Consider the following 20,428-nt stretch of genomic DNA (forward strand, 5'->3'; position numbering starts at 1 on the left):
ATGCTGGGCAAGATCTGGAATTGGATCGACGATCGAAGCGGCTTCTCGGATGTTGTCATGCCGATGCTCGAGCATGTCGTTCCGCGCGATGCTCGTTGGTGGTACGTTTTCGGCAGTGCGACCTTGTGCGCGTTCATCGTTCAGGTTTTGACAGGCATCGCGCTGGCGATGGTCTATGTCCCTGGGGGCGACGCAGCCTACGAAAGCCTCGTCTACATCACCCACGATGCAACGCTGGGCTACCTGGTGCGTGGGATGCATTACTACGGCGCGACCGCCATGGTGGTGCTGGCAGTCGTACATATGACTCAGGTATTTCTGCACGCATCGTACAAGTACCCGCGTGAAATGAACTGGATGAGCGGCGTCGTGGTGCTGTTTGTCGTGCTGGGAATGGCCTTCACCGGACAGCTTCTAAGGTGGGACGCCAATGGAGTGTGGTCGGTGATGGTCGCGGCGGAAATGGCTGCCCGCGTTCCCTTTATCGGGGCGTACATCTCGCAGTTCCTGCTCGGGGGCGAGACGGTCGGCGGGTCGACGCTGAGTCGCTTCTTTGCCATTCACGTGTTCATCTTGCCTGGGCTGATCTTCGCAGGCGTCGGTTTGCACTTGTGGCTCATTTTGCGGCACGGCATTTCCGAAATGCCTAAGGCCGATCAGCCGGTGGTGCCTGAGACATACAAGGAAGATTACGAAGCAAGGCTGGAAAAGACCGGTGTGCCGTTCTGGCCGATCGCGGCGTGGCGCGATGTCGTGTTCTCAACGCTCATGGTCGCCGTGATCATGGGTTGTGCGATCTTCGCAGGCCCTCCTACCCTCGGGCCGGCACCCGATCCGGCAAACATTCACACCAACCCGATGCCTGACTGGTATTTTTGGTGGTACTTCGCCGTCCTGTCGATGCTTCCACCAGAGTTGGAAACTTATATCATTCTGGGCATGCCGGTCTTAGGGGCGATCGGGTTGTTCATTGTTCCGTTGCTCTCCAACCGCGGAAATCGTGCCCCCTCGAAACGTCCCTGGGCACTCGCCACGGTCATCGTAGGGGCCACGGCATTTGTCGTTCTGACGATCTACGGCTACCGCAAACCGTGGTCTCCTGATTTCGATGTCAAACCGCTGCCACCGGAAGTCGTCCGCTCGAAAGATCCAGGCATCCAGCATGGTGCCGTGCTGGTGCGGGAGAAAGGTTGTCTCTACTGCCACGATGTCGATGGATTCGGTGGCCATCGCGGTCCCGAGCTTTCCGTGATCGGCGATCGCCTCGACCGAGGCGAACTGGTCATTCGCATTAACAATGGTGGCTACAACATGCCGTCGTTCGCCTCTTCGCTGACGGCGGAAGAACTAAGGCTGATTGTCGACTTTCTGCTGACCCGGACCGATCATCCCGACACAGATGCCGGTGAAGATAAGTCTGACTAACCGGCAGATGACCTAAACCGAAAGATGAGTCGGGACGTCAATTTGCCATTAAATTGACGGATGCCCGATTTTTTCTATACAATGGGCAGGTCTCGTTCGCTTCTAATCTGCTTGCCTATTTCCTTGCCCGATCCTTCGATTGGTCCACCCTATGAATGGTCCCCTGCGCGGTCCACAAATTCTGGCAATAGTGCTTCTTTCCTGGCTTGGCCTGCCCGCCCACGCAGAAGATGCATCCTCGAAACCGCAGCAGCAAGCCCATCAATTCGAGACTCAGGTGGCCCCCATCCTTTCACGGCATTGCCTCGAGTGCCACTCGGCGAGCAAGACCGAAGGAGGATTGAATCTTTCACGCAAGCAAACTGCCTTGGCCGGGGGCGACTCTGGAAGAGCAATCCACGCCGGCAGCCCGGGCGATAGTCTGCTATGGACACACATCGAGTCGGACGAAATGCCCCCGAAACGTGCCCCACTTTCGGATGCCGAGAAAAAGATCATTCGAACTTGGATCGAATCTGGTGCCGCTTGGACGCGTGAGGTGATCGACCCAGGCTCTCACCTCATCAATCAATCGTCCGAAGTCTGGGTGCAGCGGCTTACGCTGGTCGAGTATATCACGACCGTTCAAGAGCTTACCGGTGTCGATATCGCTACCGAAGCCCAGCGATTGATGCCTCCGGACGTGCGGGCCGATGGTTTCTCGAATACTGCCTACAGCCAAACGGTCGACTTAAGCCACGTTCAAGCTTACGCCGAGTTAGCTCAACGGATTGTGCAGAAGATGAACTGCACCGAGTTCGCGTCACGCTTCACCGACTGTCGTTCATGGGATGATGCCTGTGTGAACGAACTGATTCAGAGGATGGGCAAACGTCTATTGCGAGGCCCGCTCGAACCGTGGGAAGTAGACAGTTATCGCCAGATTGCAAACGCCGTGCAGCGAGAAAAGGGGACGTTCGACGAAGCGGTCGGCTACATTCTGGAAGGAATGCTACAGTCGCCCCGTTTTGTCTATCGCATCGAAAAACCGCAGGCCGATCAACCGTCGCAGTATGAACTGGCTTCTCGCTTGAGCTATATCCTGTGGGGCGCGCCGCCCGACCAAGAACTGATCCACTTGGCCGATGCTGGTGAGTTGCACGGGGACAAACTTCACGCATCGGTCGAACGGTTGCTGATCGACCCACGTGCCAAGTCGCGGTCGTCGCGGTTCGTTCACCAATGGCTTGAACTGGAGCGACTCGATTCGCTGCGACCCAACTCAAAGCAATATCCGGCGTGGAGCCCTGCCCTGGGCCGCGATATGCAGGAGGAAACGCTCGCTTTCTTTGCAGAAGTCGCCTGGCAGCAGCAGCGTCCCTTGGCCGACCTGATGAACGCCCAGGTCACCGTTGTTTCGCCGCGATTGGCCAGGTTCTACGGGTTGAAGGCCGCGCACGGCAAGCCTCTGGAAGGCTCGCGGCAAGTGGCTGGCGGATCGAGTGGTGTGCTTGCGTTCTATGACTTCAGCGAAGGCAGCGGAGATGTCGTGCACGATCGAAGTCGCAACGATTCGTCTCTCTATCTCAAGATTCAATCGCCTGAGAGTGTTCGATGGACATCGAACGGCCTTGTTGTTCACAAGTCGACACGGATCTTTACGACCGAGCCTCCACGACCGATGACCGCAGCTCTGCGAAAGACGAACGAGATCACGATTGAAGCTTGGATCACGCCACAAAATCTGCAACAAAACGGACCTGCCCGGATCGTGACCTTTTCGCGTGATACGAGCAATCGTAACTTCACCCTGGGACAAGAGAAAAAGAAGTACGACGCACGCCTGCGCACGAAAAAGACCGATCGCAACGGCTTGCCGGCGGTCGGCAGCGACGCTGGCCAGGTGAAGACGCAGCGTACGCACGTGGTTTATACCAAGGACCAACAAGGGCTCGCACGGCTTTACATTGACGGGCAACCGGCAGGCGAACGTAAGGGACTAGGGGACTTCTCGAACTGGGACGGCGAGATGGTATTCGGCCTGGCGAACGAGGTCACCGGCGATCGGCCATGGCTCGGAACGCTGCACTCCGTGGCGATCTATGATCGTGCGTTTGACGCAGAGGAGGTGGGCGTGCAGTACGAACCTATCCGCAGATACGACCTGGGCGAGATTCCCCAGCGGGGAGGTCTCTTGACGCAAGGGAGCACGTTGACCCTGGGCGGCGATAACGCCTCGATGGTGAGCCGGGGGCTCTTCGTGTTGCACGAACTGCTATACAGTCATGTCGGGGCACCGCCCCCCTGCGTCGATACGAGCCCTGTGCCTACCAAACCAGGTTTGACGCAACGTGGCATTGCCTTAGAACGAATCAACAATGCTTCTTGCGGTGGGTGCCACTCGCGATTTGAACCGCTGGCCTTCGGGCTCGAGAGGTTCGATGGGATCGGGGCGTTTTCCGAGCGTGATCGACACGGGAATCTACTACGAGAAGACGGCGAGATCCTGCTGCCAGGAACCGAGCAGGCGGTGAAGTATAAGTCATCCCGCCAGATGATGGAGATTCTCGCTGCGAGTGATCGTGTGGGGATGGGGATCACTCGAAAGCTTGTTCAGTTCGCGATTTCTCGCCCTTTGGTCTCTAACGACGAGGCCATCGTCAAGCAGATTCACGAGCAAGCTCAGGCCAACGGCGGCACGTATCAAGCTGTTATGCGGGCCATCGTCCTTAGCGATCTGGTTCAGAAGTTTCCCCTATCCAAAACATCACGGTAACTATTCCTTCTGGTAATCACCGATGAAACGAACGTATCTCAATCGTCGGACACTGCTTCAAGGTCTAGGCTCGGTTGCCATTGGGTTGCCGCTGCTCGAAGAAATGACCGTTACGCCGGTGCTGGGGGCCGCCAAGGCAGAGATTCCGGTGCGCGCCTTCAATTTGTTTTTCGGACTCGGGATCCCTGCGCCTCTCCAAAGCGAAGGTTACGACGGCGTACTTGAACCACTCAAGCCGCTGCGAGACAAGTTGCTCATCATGCGGAATGTCGATCATGTTCGCTGTGACATGCCGGGCATCAATGCTCACTTCGACGGGGCATCGGCGGCTTTTACGGCGATGCCCGCCGAAGGAACTGCCAAAGCGGGTGGTCCTTCGATCGATCAATTGGTTCGCCAACAATATCATCCCAATGGTCTTCCGCCGGGAATGATTTCGACGCTGATCGCCGGGACGTTCTTTCGCCGCAGTCGTGTGGTGCGCTATACCCATAGCTTTAAAGACGACGGCACACCGGCGGCTGCCATGCAGGAAAAGCCGCGGGATTTGTTCAGCCGAATCTTTGGGGAAGTCCCTAGTGATTCACTTGATCCCCGCCGGCAGCGATTGTCGCGAAGCGTGCTCGATAGCGTTGTGCAACAGGCACAATATTACACCGGGCAAACATCGCCGCTGGGCAAGGTCTCGCGGTCGCGTTTGCAAGATCACCTTGATCGCGTGCGAGAGTACGAACAGCGAACGATCGAGTTCGAGAAGAAATCCCAAGCACAACGAAAAGAACTTCCGGTGCCGCCGGCCTCTCAGTTGCCGCACGGAAACGAGGCCGATCCAAGCGGGCAAGGTATCGATATCACCTTGGAAGAACTCACGACCGAGTGGCGATTGATGGCCGACCTGTACGCGCTGGCCATTTCCATGGATCGCTGTCGCTTTGGGTCGCTCACCTTTCTAGCCGCAGGCGAACGCATTCGCTTGAGCGGCGATTACGAATTCAACGGCGAGAAGCGGTTTGTCTTCGACGACGAAAAACAGCTGAAGGCCAGCGGGGATAAAGGGTGCAGCCACGAATGGTGGCACAAATTCAAAGAGAATAAACCGAACGAGCAGTTGCGGGCTCACGCACACATGAAAATGCGTGAGATCGCCTACTTCTTACAGCGGCTCGACGAGCAGGACGCGATCGAGGCCAACGGCAAAACCATTTTGGAGAACTCTCTGTTCACCATCAGTACCGAGTCTGGTGATGGCCGCCACAATGATGTGAAGCGAGAACTTTCAGGCGTGTTCCATGCGGTCACCGGAGCCAATGGCCGCTTCAAGACTGGCGAAACGATCGACGTTAAAGCGGAAGGACTCGACGCCTACAACGAGCTGCTTCGTGGTATGGGCGCTCAGCGAAACCTGGGCCCGCTTCAACGCGATAAGAAATCAGTCGATCAGATTCGAGCGTAAATATCCTACGCTTACCTTTTATTCCCTATGGTGACTTAAAATCCACTCCTTAGAGCCACTCTAACTGGACACTTAGACAGCTAAATGTTTACGTGGAAGATTTTATCGACTTTCTTGTCGAGTTTTTTTCCGCTACCAAGGACATAGCGTTCCCATCACTTAAGGGGGATTGTGTCATTTCAAACCAGGTCCCTCTAACGGGCCGTTTTGTGTGGTGAAATGTAATCTAGGAAACGATATCGTTTCCATAATACCCGCTTTTGAGGCCAAACGACTAACCTAGGCCTTACCTGAGCTTTCTCTCGCTTTTGGTGGATTGGTTGTTACACGTTCTCGGGTTCCCGCGAACATCTTCTCTTGGTGAAAGGATTTGCCAAGGATCGCGCAGAATCGTTCTCTCGACGCGTCTGAGCAACTGACTAGAATTGGCAATCCATCCAAGAGGACTGTGCTAATTATGACACCAACCATTCAATAGGCTCTATGGAAACCCTTCGACGCTACCCAAAGGTGGCACTCGCCACGCTTGCATTTGGAATCTGCGTGATTGCTCATGCAGGTTGTTCTTCGGCACCCCAAGGCGCTGTGGATCGGCCTCCTCCGACGGTGACTGTTTCGCAGCCGATCACGAAACAGATTGTTGAGTGGGACGCCTATACCGGCCGTCTCGAACCAATCGAATTCGTGGAAATTCGGGCAAGGGTTAGCGGCTATCTTCAGTCGATCCACTTCGACGAAGGTCAGATCGTCAATCAAGGGGATCTACTCTTTGTCGTGGATCAGCGACCTTTTATCGCGGCGCTGAACGGCGCCAAGGCTACCCTGGGTCAGGCCCAGGCCCAAATGGCTCAAGCGAAGGCGCAACTCGATGAATCGCGTGCTCAGAAGAAGCAAGCCGAAGCAGAGTTGAATCTGGCCCAGGCCCGCGTTAATCGAACGCGAACGTTGCGGACCTCGAACGCAGTCGCTCAAGACGAACTCGATCAACGTGAAGCGGAATTTACACAAGCCGAAGCAGATATAACGGCCTCGGACGCAGGCATCGGGCTGGCCGAAGCCGGCGTGGCGACGGCTCAGTCGGCGATCCATTCGGCCGAAGCAGCGATCGAAACGGCGGAGCTTGATCTCAGTTACACAAAGATTCACGCGCCAGTGACCGGCCGTATTAGCCGGGAATATGTTACCGAAGGCAACCTCGTCAGTGGCGGTGCGGCGACATCTTCCCTGCTGACGACGATCACTTCGGTCAGTCCCATTTACTGCACGTTCGACGTCAACGAGCAGCAGGTTTTGAAGTACATTCGTTTGGCGCTGGAAGGAAAGCGAGAAAGCTCGCGATCGGCCAAGAACCCGGTGTACCTCGGATTGGCTGATGAAAAAGACTTCCCGCACATCGGTCATATGGATTTCGTCGACAACCGCTTCGACGCCGACACGGCCAGCATTCGAGTGCGTTGCATTTTTCGCAACGAAGACGAAGTCCTGGTCCCCGGCATGTTCGGCCGGGTTCGGTTGCCTGGCAGTGCTGCCTATCAAGCGGTCCTAATTCCCGATTCGGCAATTGGCACAGATCAGGCATCGCAGTACGTGTATGTTGTTGTAGACGGCAAGATCGAGCGGCGTAGCGTCGACGTGGGGCCGATGGTGGACGGTCTGCGTGTGGTGCGTAAAGGGCTCGATGGCAGCGAGTCGCTGGTCATCAAGGGGATCTTGCTGGTTCGACCAGAAATGGCCGTGAATGTCGAGAATGGTGAGATTGAAATTCGCGAAGACGGTCTGCCGCACGACTACACGCCCCTTCCGCAAGATCAGTGGATCTCACCAGGACTTAGTTCTATCGGTGCGCTTCATCAAAAGACGCAGACTGCAGTTGAAACGACCGAGGAGGCCGTCCGGTGAAGTTCCCTCATTTCTTTATCGAGCGTCCGATTTTCGCATCGGTGCTATCGTTTATCATCCTCTTGGTGGGTGGAATCACTTATTTCACGCTGCCGGTTTCGCAGTATCCCAGCGTGGCTCCGCCGACCATTGTCGTGCGTGCCAGCTATCCCGGGGCAACACCCCAGGTGATCGCCGACACGGTTGCAACGCCGATCGAGCAGGAGATGAACGGCGTCGACAACATGTTGTACATGGAGTCGTCCTCCAGTGCCGACGGCACCATGCAGTTGACGGTGACTTTCAAGCTGGGAACCAACCTGGATGACGCCCAGGTGCTGGTGCAAAACCGAGTGGCCATTGCCGAACCACGTCTGCCTGAGTCGGTTCGCCAGATTGGCGTTACGACCAGCAAGCAGATTCCCGATATGCTGATGGTGGTGCATTTAGAGTCGCCTGATGGTAGCCGCGATCAGCTTTATATCAGTAACTTTGCGTTTCTACGTATTCGCGATGCATTGATGCGTCTGGACGGGGTCGGTGACATTCGTATCGCTGGTGGTAACGAGTACGCCATGCGAGTATGGCTCGATATCGAGCGCATGACACACCTCGACCTGACACCCGCGGACGTGATCGGAGCGATTCGCGGGCAGAATGCGCAGGTCGCTGCCGGGGTGCTCGGACAGCCGCCCAATGATGGAACCGGCGCGTTTCAGCTAAACGTGACAACGGAAGGACGTCTGAAAGATACCGAGGAATTTGGCAACATCATCATTAAGCGGGGCGACGATGGTCGGGTTACCCGCCTGAGCGATGTTTCGCGCGTGGAACTGGGTGCCCAAGATTATTCGCGGCTTAGCTATCTTGATGGCAATCCGGCTGTCGCGGTACTCATTTATCAGCGGCCAGGCACCAATGCGGTCGATACGGCAAAAGAAGTCAAACAAACCATGGCCAATTTGGCCAACGACTTTCCCGAGGGGATTGGCTACCAGATTGCCTATAATCCAACTGACTTTGTCGAAGAATCGATTGCCGAAGTGTTCGATACGCTGTTGATCACCACAGTACTGGTGGTGTTTACGGTATTCATCTTTCTGCACGGCTGGCGACCGACCATTATTCCGGTGATCGCGATTCCGATCTCGCTGATCGGAACGTTTGCCGTGATGCAGTCGATGGGCGTCACGCTGAATACGTTATCTCTTTTCGGATTAGTGTTGGCGATTGGTATCGTGGTCGACGACGCGATCGTGGTCGTAGAGAATGTCGAGCGTCTGATCGCCGAAGGACTCTCGCCGCGTGAAGCAACCCATAAAGCAATGGACGAAGTCGGATCGGCGTTGATCGCCACGACCCTCGTGCTAATTGCCGTGTTTCTACCAACCGTTTTCATTCCCAGCATTAGTGGGCGGTTCTATCAGCAGTTCGCGATTACGATCGCTATTTCTACGGCGTTCTCGACGTTTGTGTCCCTGACGCTGAGTCCGGCATTGTGTGCATTACTACTGCGTCCTAAAGATGCCAAGAAAAATCGGATTGGCAAAGTAGTCGACTTCTTGTTTGGCTGGTTTTTCCGGCTGTTCAACAGGATGTTCGACATGACTAGCAATATTTACGCTGGCATCATTTCGCGAACGATCCGTGTTTCGGCCTTGGTATTGCTGCTGTATGTCGGGCTGCTGGTAGCTACCTATTACAGCTTTGGTATGGTCCCCAACGGTTTCATACCCCAGCAAGATCAAGGTTATCTGATCGTAGCGATTCAGCTGCCCGACGGGGCTGCCCTATCGCGAACAGACGAAGTCACGAAGGAGGTTGCCCGGAGAGGCGGCGAGATCGACGGCGTGAAGCACGCGGTTGGCATCGCCGGACTATCAGGCTCTACGTTTACCATCAGCCCGAGTGCCGCGGTGACGTTTCTTCCCTTGGAAGATGCCAAAGAGCGAAGTGCTCGGGGGCGACAAATTGAAGTGATTATAGGCGAGCTGCGGGAAAAGCTGAGCAGTATCAACGAGGCCCAGATTTTTGTGATACCTCCGCCCCCGGTTCGTGGTATTGGTCGTGGTGGCGGATATAAGATGTACGTACAAGACCGGAGCGGTGCCGGCCTCGAAGCACTTAGTCAGGTCACCAATCAGATTGCAGCCGAGGCAAATAAGCAGCCAGGACTGGTCCAGGTTTACTCGAACTATCGACTCAGTGTTCCCCAAATTCAAGCGAATGTCGACCGTACGAAGGCCGAGATGCTGGATGTCCCGGTGAATGATGTCTTTGCGGCACTGCAGGTCTATCTTGGTTCGGTCTACGTGAACGACTTCAATTTGCTGGGGAGAACCTATCGCGTGACAGCCCAGGCCGAGCCTGAGTTTCGCGATGAACCGAGCGACATTTTGCAACTCCGTACTCGAAGCACGCGAGGTGCTAGCGTGCCGTTGGCTTCGATCGTCGATGTCGAGCGCGTGGTCGGTCCCGATCGCCTGGTGCGTTTCAACTTGTACCCAGCCGCCGACCTCAACGGCGATACGGTCCCAGGCTTCAGCACCGGTCAGTCGCTCAGCACAATGGAACGGCTGGCAGACGAAAGCCTTCCGCCTGGGTTTGGCTACTCGTGGACCGATATCGCGTTTCAAGAACGTCAGGCAGGCAACACAATTATCTTCCTGTTCCCTTTGGCGGTCTTGTTTGTGTTTCTTACGCTTGCCGCTCAGTACGAAAGTTGGCTCTTGCCGCTGGCAATTATTCTGATCGTGCCGCTGTGTTTGTTATTTGCCATCATGGGGATCTGGTTCCGTGGGATGGACAACAACATCCTCACGCAGATCGGTTTCATTGTGTTGGTGGGTCTGGCATGTAAGAATGCGATTCTGATTGTCGAGTTCGCCAAAGCGGAAGAAGATGCCGGCAAAGACCGGTTTGAAGCGGCCGTCGAAGCTTGTCGCCTACGACTTCGCCCGATCTTGATGACGGCGTTTTCGTTCATTTTGGGCGTGATTCCACTGCTGATTGCCACTGGTGCCGGCTTTGAAATGCGTCGTGTGCTAGGAACGGCCGTTTTCGCTGGAATGTTGGGCGTGACGATTTTCGGCTTGTTCCTGACCCCGGTCTTTTACGTGGTGCTACGGAAGTTCGCCAAAAAGATCAAAAAGGAACCAAGCGAAGCTTAGAGAGCTGCGATTTTGCAAACACGCGAAAGAGTAAGGGCGATGCTGACGGAAGTTGGCATCGCCCTTGTTTGCTTTGGAATCGTACCGGTGAAGGTATTGCTGCTTACGGCGAGGACATGTGCTTGGCGATGTAAGCCGCTTCGCCCATGCGTTCGATCAGGTCGAGCTGGAGTTCCAGCCAGGCCATGTGCCCTTCTTCGTCCAAGACGATCTTCTCGAAGATTTGACGCGTTCCGATATCGGAATCGGCGGAAGCTTGCTGCGAGGCCTTGGTGTAGAACTCGATCGCTTCCTTTTCGTCGTTCATATCGGTTTTGAAGATTGCCTGAAGCGTTTCGGCGCGGACCGGAGTTTTGTCAAACGTCAAACGCGGTTCGCCTTTGAGGAAGAGTATGCGATTGAGGTACTCGTCGGAGTGCCCCAGCTCTTCCTGCATTTCTTCCCGCATCCGTTTGGCCAGTAGATCAAGTCCCCAATCTTCCAGCACAGCTGCATGCAGCTGATACTGATGGCTGGCCGTCAGCTCCATCGACAGGGCCTTCTGCAGATTCTCAATAGACTTTTCTCTCGACATGGGTTTTCTCCCAGAGACGCGATCAATTGGTTGTTGGATCAGCGTGCGAACTCAACACGCTGATCCTATCATTGTACCGCGATCTGTCCCCAGTCGGTAACCAGGAGGACTGGTGCTTAAACCCAGGCCGGTTCCCATCCCTTGGCATACGACTTGGTAAGCCAAGGTTCTGCTTCCGTGAAATTGGGGATCTTCATCTCTTCAGCATTCCACTTCAGCATTTGACCTGGGAAGCGAATGCCGACGGTACCCAAAAGGACCGTTTCAGTCAGAGGGCCTGAGTAATCGAATGTCGAGGTCGTTTCGGCTTCGCCACGCGCGGCATCAGCCCACTGCACGTAATGGTCGACGCTTGGCACTTCTTCGATGGTTGCTTCTGCATCGGCACCCGTTAAGAAGAGCTTGGGCATGGCAACGTGAGGAATGACAAGCGTTCCCTTCTCGCCAATCAGGACGGATCCTGCGTTCGGAAGCGAATACGACTTGGGCAAGTAGGCCGTGACTTCCGCAGGTGGGCGGACACCGGCTGCGTCGTACCAGGTAACGTTAATCGTATCACCAGAGGTGTGCTTGGTCCCTGGGAATACATAACGCACCGTTGCACTTTCGGTCCAGGTTTCTGGATTGAGCGGTGGTGCTTCGGCCGTCAATTGCAGGGGCGCTGTCAGCTCAAGTGATTTGAAGACCGGGTCGAGAATATGACAACCAAAGTCGCCAAGCTGTCCCGTGCCATAGTCCTGCCAGCCCCGCCAGTTGAACGGATGGTAGAGCCCGGTCTTGTAAGGACGACGGGGGGCGACCCCTTGCCAGAGGTCCCAGGCCACCGTCTTGGGGATAGGATCTTCCCCGGTCGGACGATCGATGTTGCGGGGCCAGCTAGGGGTGCCGGCCTGCCACGAATGGACTTCTTTAACCTTGCCAATTTTGCCGGCATGCACCAAAGCGACTGCCGTGCGATAGGCGGCGTGCGATTGAATCTGGTTGCCCATTTGCGTGACGACTTTATTGCGTTGGGCGGCTTCTTTCATCTGCCGAGATTCAAAGACGGTATGCGTCAGTGGCTTCTGGCAAAAGACGTGCTTGCCTAGTTGCATGGCGGCCAGCGAGACCGGGGCATGCATGAAGTCAGGCGTAGAAACGATCACACCGTCGACACCATCTGAGTTATCTAGCAGTTTTCGCCAATCGGAGTAGGTCTTGGCGGCGGCATATCTCTCGGCGGCTCGGCCCAGGTGATTCTTGGAACTGTCGATATTGCACAGTGCGGTGACCTCGACGGCAGGGCTTGCAGCGACACCAACAAGGTCGCTCCAACCTTTGCCACCCGTGCCAACACTGGCAACACGCAGACGATCGTTGGCACCCAGTACACGAGAATAACTAACCGCTGGCAGGGCCAACGCGGCACTGGCGATCCCTAAGGTTTTAATAGCTTGACGACGATTCAGCTTACCGGTCATAGATGTCTCTCAAAGCGCTCGAAGGTAGGAAATGGTAGGTGGGAGCACCAAGTCTTACGAATAAGCGCGGCGTCGTCAACGCTTTTTCGCTAAGAAAAGCAGCGTAGAGAGATCATTGACCGAAACAGCGTATGAGAATCGCCAGGCGGAGTTACCCTGAGGTACCCGTTTGAGCTTGCGCTGATTAGTACTCTTCAGGGACCAGCGCCGGGTCGATCGTCAGTTGGGTCCCGTCGGGAAGGGGGACGACGCGGTCCTCTTGCCACTGGGGAAGGTTTTCTTCGACGTATCGCATTGCCGCGACGAGGGCTTTCTCATCTTTCTTGTCGAACGAATTGTCGACACCATTGAGAAGCGTCAGGACCTGGACGCTGCCGGTGTCGGCACCGTAGGCCCGTACTGCACTGAGCATTACCTGAACACTCAAAATGCCCTGTCGATCGTACAGGTAAACAAACGCTTCTTCATTGTTCTTAAACACGATGAGTTCTCCGTCGGGACGTATGCCTGATTGTTCTGCCGCCTAGCAGGCCCGAAGCCGCACCATAGCTTGCGACTTCGATTCAACGTAAAACGTATGTCGAAAAACAGAAATGTGCGCAACCAATGCTGTTCTCTTCTCAAGATCAACGGGAGTAGGTCTGTTCGTACGTTCCGGTTATGCCGATATCAACGGAGGTGCCGCTTTAAGGAGTGCTGCTTGACCAGAACTGGGCAAGGCTCTGGTTTACCGAAGACAGATGTTGGGCTGAAAAACGTAGCTGTGCCTGTTCTTCTTCGCTCAGCGCGATGCTCAAGACCTGGGCGATCCCTTCCTTCCCGATCACTGCCGGCAGCGATAGACAAACATCTTCAATACCGTAATATCCGTCGACCAGCGTCGAGACCGGCATTGTGTGATGCGAATTTTCTTTGATGGCCTGCAATACCATGGCCGCCGCACTGGCAACGGCAAAGTTGGTGTAACCTTTGGCCAAAAAGACCTCGGGAGCAACGCTCAGCGTTTTTTCAAACGCCCGTTTGACCTCGGGGTCTTTGCCCATATACCACCCGCCTGCGTAGACGGCACTTAGCACCGGGAATTGCGATTCGCCATGCTCACCTAAGACATAAGCACGGATATCGTCCGAGTGGATTTCGTAGTGCGCGGAAAGAAGCGTGCGGAAGCGTGCGCTGTCGATTAGCGTGCCTGTGCCTAAGACGCGATGGCGATCAAAGCCTGATAGCTTAAGCGTCGCATAGGTCAGCACATCGACCGGATTGGTGACGACCAGCAAGATGGCGTCAGGGCTCAATTGAGCGATCTTCGGTACGACCTCCTGAAAAAGCTGGGCATTGGGTTTGGCCGAAGCGATCCGGTCAAGGGTATGGCCCCCCTGCTCGGCCGATTGAGCCAGAGCAAGCACTACCACGTTCGAATTCCTAGTTGCCTCGATATCGCCACTGTGCACCCTCACACGAGTCGGTCCCAGCGCGGCAGCATGCTGCAGGTCGAGGGCTTCACCTCGGATACGATCCACATTTCGGCTCACGAGAACCAAATCGGTCGCCAAACCTTTGAGCACGATCGAGTAGCCAAGCGTGACGCCAACCTTACCGACACCAACAATGGAAACCTTCATGGGCGATCCTTTCGTCCTGGTAAGCAAACCTTCAATCTCGCGGACTCGTTAGGGTTGCTCAAGTGGTCCTATGTCCAATTTCGCGCATGGGAAGGAGAAACAACCGAAAGTTTCGAAAATGATGGCAACAGCGTGTTTGTTTTATCTCTCGGAAATCTTCGTTCAGCATGCCTATTAAGGATCATTCGGTTTGCAAGTGCATTGCAAGTACGATAAAATTAAGCCGACAGAACCCCACACACAGGTCCCACGAATCCATGCCACGTAAACGAAAATCTAGTTTCTCGATGGAGGCCGCGAAGACTTTGCTTCGCGGCGTAAACCTCCGGTGTACGGCGGCCCGCATTGCCGTCGTTCAGACGCTGGCCGATCATCAGACTCCGTTGAGCCCTAATGAAGTCGCCGACGAACTCTCGGAGTTCGGTTTTGATAAGTCGACCATTTACCGCTCGCTGACCGAGTTAGACGAGTCTGGTATGGTGGCCCGGCTCGACTTGGGAGATGCGGTGCGACGATTCGAGCTGTTGCCCTCAGGCTCAGAGGGGCGTTCCGAGCATCCTCACTTCATGTGCATCGACTGTGGAAAAGTAATGTGCATGTCCGGTTTTCATATCGAACTGGTTTCAGATAACCCGAAGCAGAAGCCACCCGGGAAAATGGATGAGGTCTTAATCAAAGGGCACTGCGACGCCTGTCTCTAAGCGACGGTGCGATAAAAGGCTGCCTGAGTTGTTTACCAATCACTAGCAGCTATCCGCAGTGACGGGTTAGTTGAGCAAGGCGATCTCGTACCGCACCTTCCACAGATGGCCAAGTCCAGAGGTAAAATCGTGGTAGGGAAACTGCCCCTAAGCGGCTAGACTAGGGGCACTCGTCGCTTTTCTGAACTCTTGCCAGGTGTGCCATGGACTACTACGACCACTTCCGAGTTTTGCCCGATAGCAAGCTCGATCTTGATAAATTTGATCCGACCTGCAAAGACCTCCACGACGACCGCGCCGCTGCGGAAGAAGAGACATTGAAGCTGCGCGATCGTATTCGTGAGTTGCAATACGAACTGTATGCCGAACGCAAACGATCGGTGCTCATTTGTTTGCAGGGGCGAGACGCCGCCGGCAAAGACGGAACCATTCGGCACGTATTTCGCGCGATGAATCCGCAAGGTTGCGCCGTCTTCAGTTTCAAAGTGCCGAGCAAAGAGGAAGCCGAGCACGATTTTCTCTGGCGGCATCACAAAGTCACGCCGGGGCTTGGGCATATCGCCGTGTTCAATCGATCGCACTACGAGAATGTTCTCATACAGCGCGTGCACAACATGGTTCCCAAGGATGTCTGGAAAAAACGGTTCGAGCAAATCAACGACTTCGAGAGAATGCTGTGGAACAACGGGACGCACATCTTGAAGTTCTATTTGCACATTGACGAAGAGGAACAGTTAGAACGTTTCAAAAAGCGATTGGACTCCCCCAAAAAGCACTGGAAGATCAGCGACGCGGATTACTCGGAACGCCCCTACTGGAACGAATACACCAAAGCGTACGAGGACGCGTTGACCAAGTGCAGCCCCGAGCATGCTCCTTGGTTTACGATCCCCGCCAATCGCAAGTGGTTCCGCAATTATGTGGTCGCCAAGATCATGGTCGCAGCGCTGGAATCGTTTGATATGAGCTTTCCAGAGACCAGCGTCAATCTGCCAGAGATCCGTAATCTGTATCATGAAGAGAAGCGAAAAGAAGATGCTTCGTAGCTGACCTGAGGGAGGCGACCAATTTCAATCGTCTCGTGGCTTTTGTTTAGACGTTTTCTATACTAGGGGTAGCTGCCTCATTCTATCCTCCCATTCCCTTAGGCAGGTCTCATGCGCGCGGTACCCTTCACCTGCTTGGCCCGACTTGTTGTCTTGCTATGGTTCGTTCTTGGGCTCGCTCAGCCGTTGTTGGCAAACGAGCAAGAAGGCGAAAGCCTATTCGTCCGCCGCATAGCCCCCCTGCTTGCCGAGAAGTGCTTGGCATGTCACGGGCAATCCTTAGATGAGATCGAAGGTGGCCTCGATATGCGTTCGCTGGCTGCCTTGCACCTGGGGGGTGATAGCGGCGAGTCGAGCATCGTCGCTGGCAAGCCGGAAGAAAGCCCTTTGCTGCTGGCCATCGTGCGCGATGATGTCATCTGGTCGCCCATGCCACCCAAGGAAGCTGAAAAGCTGACTGACGAGCAGATCGGCTGGGTCCGGCGTTGGATTACACTGGGGGCACCTTGGCCCGATAAAACCAGAACTGCGGAGATCAACGCCCAGTATGCCGATCAATGGTCGGCTGAAGATGGTATTACGGTCGAAACGGTCGGGGCCCTCTCTGCCGATTGGGCTAACCGTAAATACAAGCCAGAAGCACTGTGGGCCTACAAACAGGTCAGCAAGCCAAACGTCCCCAAGGTAGACGCGGAGCATCCGATCGATGCATTTCTCGCGGCGAAAATGCCGGAAGGCCTGCAAGTTGCGCCAGCCGTTGATCGCGGGACACTCATCCGCCGAGCAACGTTCGATCTGACCGGGCTGCCACCCAATCCGCAGGAAATCGACGCGTTCGTCAATGACTCCTCTTCCGATGAAGTTGCGTTTGCTAAGGTGATCGACCGCCTGCTTGCTTCTCCGCACTATGGCGAGCGCATGGCACAGCATTGGCTGGACGTGACCCGCTACGCCGACACGTCGGGCTTTGCCAACGACTACGAACGGGGCAATGCCTGGCGATACCGCGACTATGTCGTGCGAAGCTTCAACGAGGACCTGCCGTACGACCAATTCATCCGTCAGCAGATCGCAGGAGACGAACTCGACCCAGAGAATTCCGAAGCGATCGTGGCGACCGGATTTCTGCGGATGGGGCCGTGGGAACTGACCGGTATGGAAGTCGAAAAGGTCGCTCGGCAACGCTTCCTGGACGATGTGACCAATAGCGTTGGAGAAACGTTTCTGGCACATTCGCTGCAGTGTGCCCGGTGTCACGATCATAAGTTCGACCCCATTCCCACGCACGACTACTACGCGGTTCAAGCCGTCTTCGCCACCACGCAGCTGGCCGAACGGAAAGCCCCCTTTCTGAAAACCGAAAACACTGCTGGTTTCGACGAAAAGAAATACTTGCAAGCGCGTCGCGTTGAATACTCGCAAACGTTGAAACAGCTTGATCAAAAGCAGTTACAAGCGGCTCAAGACTGGTATGTTCAACAAGAGATCAACGTCACGCATTGGAATGAGACTCTCGACAAGCAAAAAGGCACGAAGAATTTCGGGGCGGCGCGCCAGGCACTGATGCGGCAGATGGTGCCGGAGGACCAGATTCCTCCGAAGCATGTCGGCTTCACGCCGGAAGATTACGGCAACGAACGCGTCGCCCGCAAAGGCTTGCAGCGGCTGAAGTGGGAAGAGGACCGCTACGAGCCCTACGCACTAGCCGTCTACAGTGGGAAAACGCCAACGCTGCGTTCGGTGTATGCTCCCTTGCGTGTCCCAGCCAAGCCCATGCAGGCCGGCGAACTTGAGCAAACCTGCATCCTGACCGGCGGCGATCCATTCAGTATCGGCACGCCCGTGAAGCCTGGTGTCTTGAGTGTTCTCGATGAGGTCGAACATCCCCCGATTCCAACGAAAATCGAAGGCCGCCGCGCTGCGTTTGCCCAGTGGGTGGCCAACCAAAAGAACCCCCTCACTGCGCGGACGATCGTCAACCGCATCTGGCTTTGGCACATGGGACAGCCGATTGCCGGCAATCCCAACAACTTTGGCTCGACCGGCAAACGCCCGACCCATCCGCAACTGCTGGACTGGTTGGCCGCCTCTTTCGTCGAGTCTGGCTGGTCGTTCAAAACGCTGCATCGCCAGATCATGCTTAGCGAAGCCTATCGAAGATCGTGCGCGCACCCTGACTTTGACATGCTGGACGAGAAAGATCCGCTCGGCACATCCTACGCCGCATTTACGCCTCGACGGCTAACGGCAGCGGAGATTCGCGATGCCATGCTCTCGGCAACTGGCGAACTAAATCCGCAGCTGGGCGGCATTCCCAACCGGCCTGAAATCAATCGGGAAGCAGCCATGCAACCGCGGCAAGTGATGGGGACGTTCGCTTCGGCATGGACCCCCAATCCGCTACCTCAGCAGCGTCATCGTCGATCCCTCTACAGCTTGAAGGTCCGTGGTTTGCCGGATCCCTTCCGAGAAGTCTTCAACGCCCCAGGGCCGGATTTCTCGTGTGAAATGCGAAGCGAGTCGACCGTCACGCCGCAAGTCTTTGCCCTCTTCAACAGCAAGGCGACCTACGACCGAGCCCTAGCCTTGGCGCAGCGAGTTACTCAAGAAGGTCATACCCAGCAAGCTGCGATCGACCGTGTGTTTCAGCTAACCTATGGCCGCCTGCCGACGGACAGCGAACGCGCAGCCTGTACGAAGCATTGGGCTGCCATGGAAGTGATTCAGCAGCAGCGGAACCTGACCGCAGTTGAAGCCCCATTGGTCGTCCGACGTGATGCGATCGAGGAAAACACCGGCGAAAAGTTCTCGTTCGACGAAACGCTGCATGCCTACCAAGATTTCGTCCCAGATCTTCAGCCGCAAGATGTTGACGCGAAAACACGAGCGTTGGCCGACGTTTGCCTGGCGCTCTTGAATTCCAACGAGTTTGTCTATGTCTACTAATCCGCTGCCCAAGCGACGTGAATTCCTCTACGGCCTGGGGGCCTCTCTAGGGAGCGTTGCGCTAAGCTCGCTCTTGGCGGCCGAAGAAGACCAAGCCGCCGTTGGGCTTGAACCGCGTAAGGGGCACCTACCGGCCAAGGCCAAGAACTGCATCTTCCTCACCATGGAAGGTGGTCCTTCTCACATCGATACGTTCGACCCGAAACCGAAACTCGACCAGTTGCACCTGCAAGAGTTTACCCGCAGCGGCGAGCAGAAGTCGGCAATGGAAAGTGGCAAACGTTATTACGTGCAAAGCCCTTTCAAGTTTCGCCAAGTGGGCCAGGCAGGCGCCGACATGGCCGAGAACTGGCAGCACCTGGCCGGTGTGGCCGATGAAATCTGCTTCTTCCGAGGTTGCCAGGTCGATAGCGTCAATCATCCGACGGCCATGTACCAATTGAACTGCGGCAACCGTTTCGGCGGCGACCCTGGCGTCGGAGCATGGGTCACCTATGGGCTGGGATCTGAAAACCAGAACCTGCCTGGCTTCATCGTGTTGCCAGAGGTCAGCTATCCTCAAGGAGGTGCCGCCAACTGGAGCAACGGCTATCTGCCGGCGCAGTTCCAAGGAACACCACTGCGTCCTACAGGGTCGCCGATCCTCGATCTCTTTCCGCCCAACGGTATCACGGCCGAGCATCAGCGGAAAAACCTGGACCTGATCGCCCAGCTCAATCAAGCTCATCAGAAACGTCATGCGTATCACGACGAATTAGGTGCCCGGATGGAAAGCTACGAGCTGGCCTTCCGCATGCAGATGCAGGTACCCGGCGTGCTCGACCTAAAACAAGTCCCGCAAGATACGCTCGATTTGTATGGCGTGGGCAAAGAGCCGACCGATTCGTTCGGTCGCAAGTGTTTGCTGGCCAGCAAGCTTGTCCAGCAAGGGGTGCGATTTGTTCAGCTTTATCATGGTTCGTGGGACAGTCACGACTATATTGAAAGGGCACACGGAAACCTGGTTCAAGCCGTCGATCAGCCGATCGCCGCGTTGATTGCCGACCTGAAACGAACCGGGCTACTCGACGAAACGCTCATTGTCTGGTGTGGCGAATTTGGCCGCACGCCTGATAACGGCGTCCGCGGCGGGACTGCCTATGGCCGCGACCACAACCCGCACGCGATGACCTATTGGCTGGCCGGGGGTGGTGTGAACGCAGGCCACACGATCGGCGCGACCGACGAAACCGGCATGGAGGCGGTCGAGAACGTCGCCCACATTCGCGACTTCCACGTGACACTGCTTCGCCTATTGGGACTCGACGACAATAAACTTACGTACTACCATGCCGGCCGCTTCAAGCAGCTCAGCCAATTTGGCGGCAAGGTCATTCCCGAACTGATCGCTTAACACTT

Annotated in this window: 13 protein-coding genes; 9 read left to right on the forward strand and 4 right to left on the reverse strand. The window is 55.7% G+C overall.

The window, feature by feature from the left end; all coding sequences use genetic code 11:
* The 5 genes from HOV93_RS11200 (at nucleotide 1) to HOV93_RS11220 (ending at nucleotide 10,681) form a co-directional block, all read left to right on the forward strand.
* Nucleotides 1-1,425 (forward strand): cytochrome b N-terminal domain-containing protein, encoded by a 1,425-nt coding sequence (locus HOV93_RS11200; protein WP_207396597.1) that lies wholly within the window; start codon nucleotides 1-3, stop codon nucleotides 1,423-1,425.
* 151 nt (nucleotides 1,426-1,576) lie between these two features.
* Entirely contained in the window at nucleotides 1,577-4,180 is a 2,604-nt protein-coding gene (locus tag HOV93_RS11205; protein ID WP_207396598.1) for a DUF1592 domain-containing protein, read from the forward strand.
* Between the two features lie 22 nt (nucleotides 4,181-4,202).
* Nucleotides 4,203-5,633 (forward strand): DUF1552 domain-containing protein, encoded by a 1,431-nt coding sequence (locus HOV93_RS11210; protein ID WP_207396599.1) that lies wholly within the window; start codon nucleotides 4,203-4,205, stop codon nucleotides 5,631-5,633.
* 483 nt (nucleotides 5,634-6,116) lie between these two features.
* Complete coding sequence (locus HOV93_RS11215) at nucleotides 6,117-7,532, forward strand: efflux RND transporter periplasmic adaptor subunit (RefSeq protein WP_207396600.1); 1,416 nt, start codon at nucleotides 6,117-6,119, stop codon at nucleotides 7,530-7,532.
* Entirely contained in the window at nucleotides 7,529-10,681 is a 3,153-nt protein-coding gene (locus tag HOV93_RS11220) for an efflux RND transporter permease subunit (RefSeq protein ID WP_207396601.1), read from the forward strand. Before HOV93_RS11215 ends, HOV93_RS11220 begins: the two co-directional genes overlap by 4 nt.
* A 103-nt stretch (nucleotides 10,682-10,784) precedes the next feature.
* Here HOV93_RS11220 and HOV93_RS11225 read toward each other — a convergent pair whose 3' ends face one another.
* The 4 genes from HOV93_RS11225 to HOV93_RS11240 all read right to left on the reverse strand — a co-directional run bounded on the left by HOV93_RS11225 (nucleotide 10,785) and on the right by HOV93_RS11240 (nucleotide 14,337).
* Entirely contained in the window at nucleotides 10,785-11,255 is a 471-nt protein-coding gene (locus tag HOV93_RS11225; RefSeq protein ID WP_207396602.1) for a bacterioferritin, read from the reverse strand.
* Between the two features lie 116 nt (nucleotides 11,256-11,371).
* Nucleotides 11,372-12,715, reverse strand: a complete 1,344-nt coding sequence (locus tag HOV93_RS11230; RefSeq protein ID WP_207396603.1) for a Gfo/Idh/MocA family protein — start codon at nucleotides 12,713-12,715, stop codon at nucleotides 11,372-11,374.
* Nucleotides 12,716-12,899: 184 nt separating this feature from the next.
* Entirely contained in the window at nucleotides 12,900-13,196 is a 297-nt protein-coding gene (locus HOV93_RS11235; RefSeq protein ID WP_207396604.1) for a hypothetical protein, read from the reverse strand.
* 205 nt (nucleotides 13,197-13,401) lie between these two features.
* Nucleotides 13,402-14,337 (reverse strand): malate dehydrogenase, encoded by a 936-nt coding sequence (locus tag HOV93_RS11240; RefSeq protein WP_207396605.1) that lies wholly within the window; start codon nucleotides 14,335-14,337, stop codon nucleotides 13,402-13,404.
* Nucleotides 14,338-14,594: 257 nt separating this feature from the next.
* On the opposite strand from HOV93_RS11240, the gene HOV93_RS11245 reads away from it, so the two are divergent.
* The 4 genes from HOV93_RS11245 to HOV93_RS11260 all read left to right on the forward strand — a co-directional run bounded on the left by HOV93_RS11245 (nucleotide 14,595) and on the right by HOV93_RS11260 (nucleotide 20,423).
* Nucleotides 14,595-15,038, forward strand: coding sequence for a Fur family transcriptional regulator (locus HOV93_RS11245; protein ID WP_207396606.1), 444 nt, complete (start codon nucleotides 14,595-14,597; stop codon nucleotides 15,036-15,038).
* A 203-nt stretch (nucleotides 15,039-15,241) separates the two neighbouring features.
* Nucleotides 15,242-16,084 (forward strand): polyphosphate kinase 2 family protein, encoded by an 843-nt coding sequence (locus HOV93_RS11250; protein ID WP_207396607.1) that lies wholly within the window; start codon nucleotides 15,242-15,244, stop codon nucleotides 16,082-16,084.
* A gap of 111 nt (nucleotides 16,085-16,195) precedes the next feature.
* The gene (locus HOV93_RS11255) at nucleotides 16,196-19,030 is read left to right on the forward strand and encodes a PSD1 and planctomycete cytochrome C domain-containing protein (protein WP_207396608.1); all 2,835 of its coding nucleotides are present in this window, start codon (nucleotides 16,196-16,198) and stop codon (nucleotides 19,028-19,030) included.
* Nucleotides 19,020-20,423 (forward strand): DUF1501 domain-containing protein, encoded by a 1,404-nt coding sequence (locus HOV93_RS11260; protein WP_207396609.1) that lies wholly within the window; start codon nucleotides 19,020-19,022, stop codon nucleotides 20,421-20,423. Before HOV93_RS11255 ends, HOV93_RS11260 begins: the two co-directional genes overlap by 11 nt.
* The last annotated feature ends 5 nt before the right edge of the window (nucleotides 20,424-20,428 follow it).

Source organism: Bremerella alba, assembly GCF_013618625.1.
Classification (GTDB): Bacteria; Planctomycetota; Planctomycetia; order Pirellulales; family Pirellulaceae; genus Bremerella; species Bremerella alba.

What these genes read in the sequence shown, in the direction of transcription:
- HOV93_RS11250 (WP_207396607.1), top strand. Translation starts at nt 15,242, where the DNA reads ATGGACTACTACGACCACTTCCGAGTTTTGCCCGATAGCAAGCTCGAT.
- HOV93_RS11240 (WP_207396605.1), bottom strand. Translation starts at nt 14,337, where the DNA reads ATGAAGGTTTCCATTGTTGGTGTCGGTAAGGTTGGCGTCACGCTTGGC.
- HOV93_RS11255 (WP_207396608.1), top strand. Translation starts at nt 16,196, where the DNA reads ATGCGCGCGGTACCCTTCACCTGCTTGGCCCGACTTGTTGTCTTGCTA.
- HOV93_RS11225 (WP_207396602.1), bottom strand. Translation starts at nt 11,255, where the DNA reads ATGTCGAGAGAAAAGTCTATTGAGAATCTGCAGAAGGCCCTGTCGATG.
- HOV93_RS11215 (WP_207396600.1), top strand. Translation starts at nt 6,117, where the DNA reads ATGGAAACCCTTCGACGCTACCCAAAGGTGGCACTCGCCACGCTTGCA.
- HOV93_RS11210 (WP_207396599.1), top strand. Translation starts at nt 4,203, where the DNA reads ATGAAACGAACGTATCTCAATCGTCGGACACTGCTTCAAGGTCTAGGC.
- HOV93_RS11205 (WP_207396598.1), top strand. Translation starts at nt 1,577, where the DNA reads ATGAATGGTCCCCTGCGCGGTCCACAAATTCTGGCAATAGTGCTTCTT.
- HOV93_RS11200 (WP_207396597.1), top strand. Translation starts at nt 1, where the DNA reads ATGCTGGGCAAGATCTGGAATTGGATCGACGATCGAAGCGGCTTCTCG.
- HOV93_RS11260 (WP_207396609.1), top strand. Translation starts at nt 19,020, where the DNA reads ATGTCTACTAATCCGCTGCCCAAGCGACGTGAATTCCTCTACGGCCTG.
- HOV93_RS11245 (WP_207396606.1), top strand. Translation starts at nt 14,595, where the DNA reads ATGCCACGTAAACGAAAATCTAGTTTCTCGATGGAGGCCGCGAAGACT.
- HOV93_RS11230 (WP_207396603.1), bottom strand. Translation starts at nt 12,715, where the DNA reads ATGACCGGTAAGCTGAATCGTCGTCAAGCTATTAAAACCTTAGGGATC.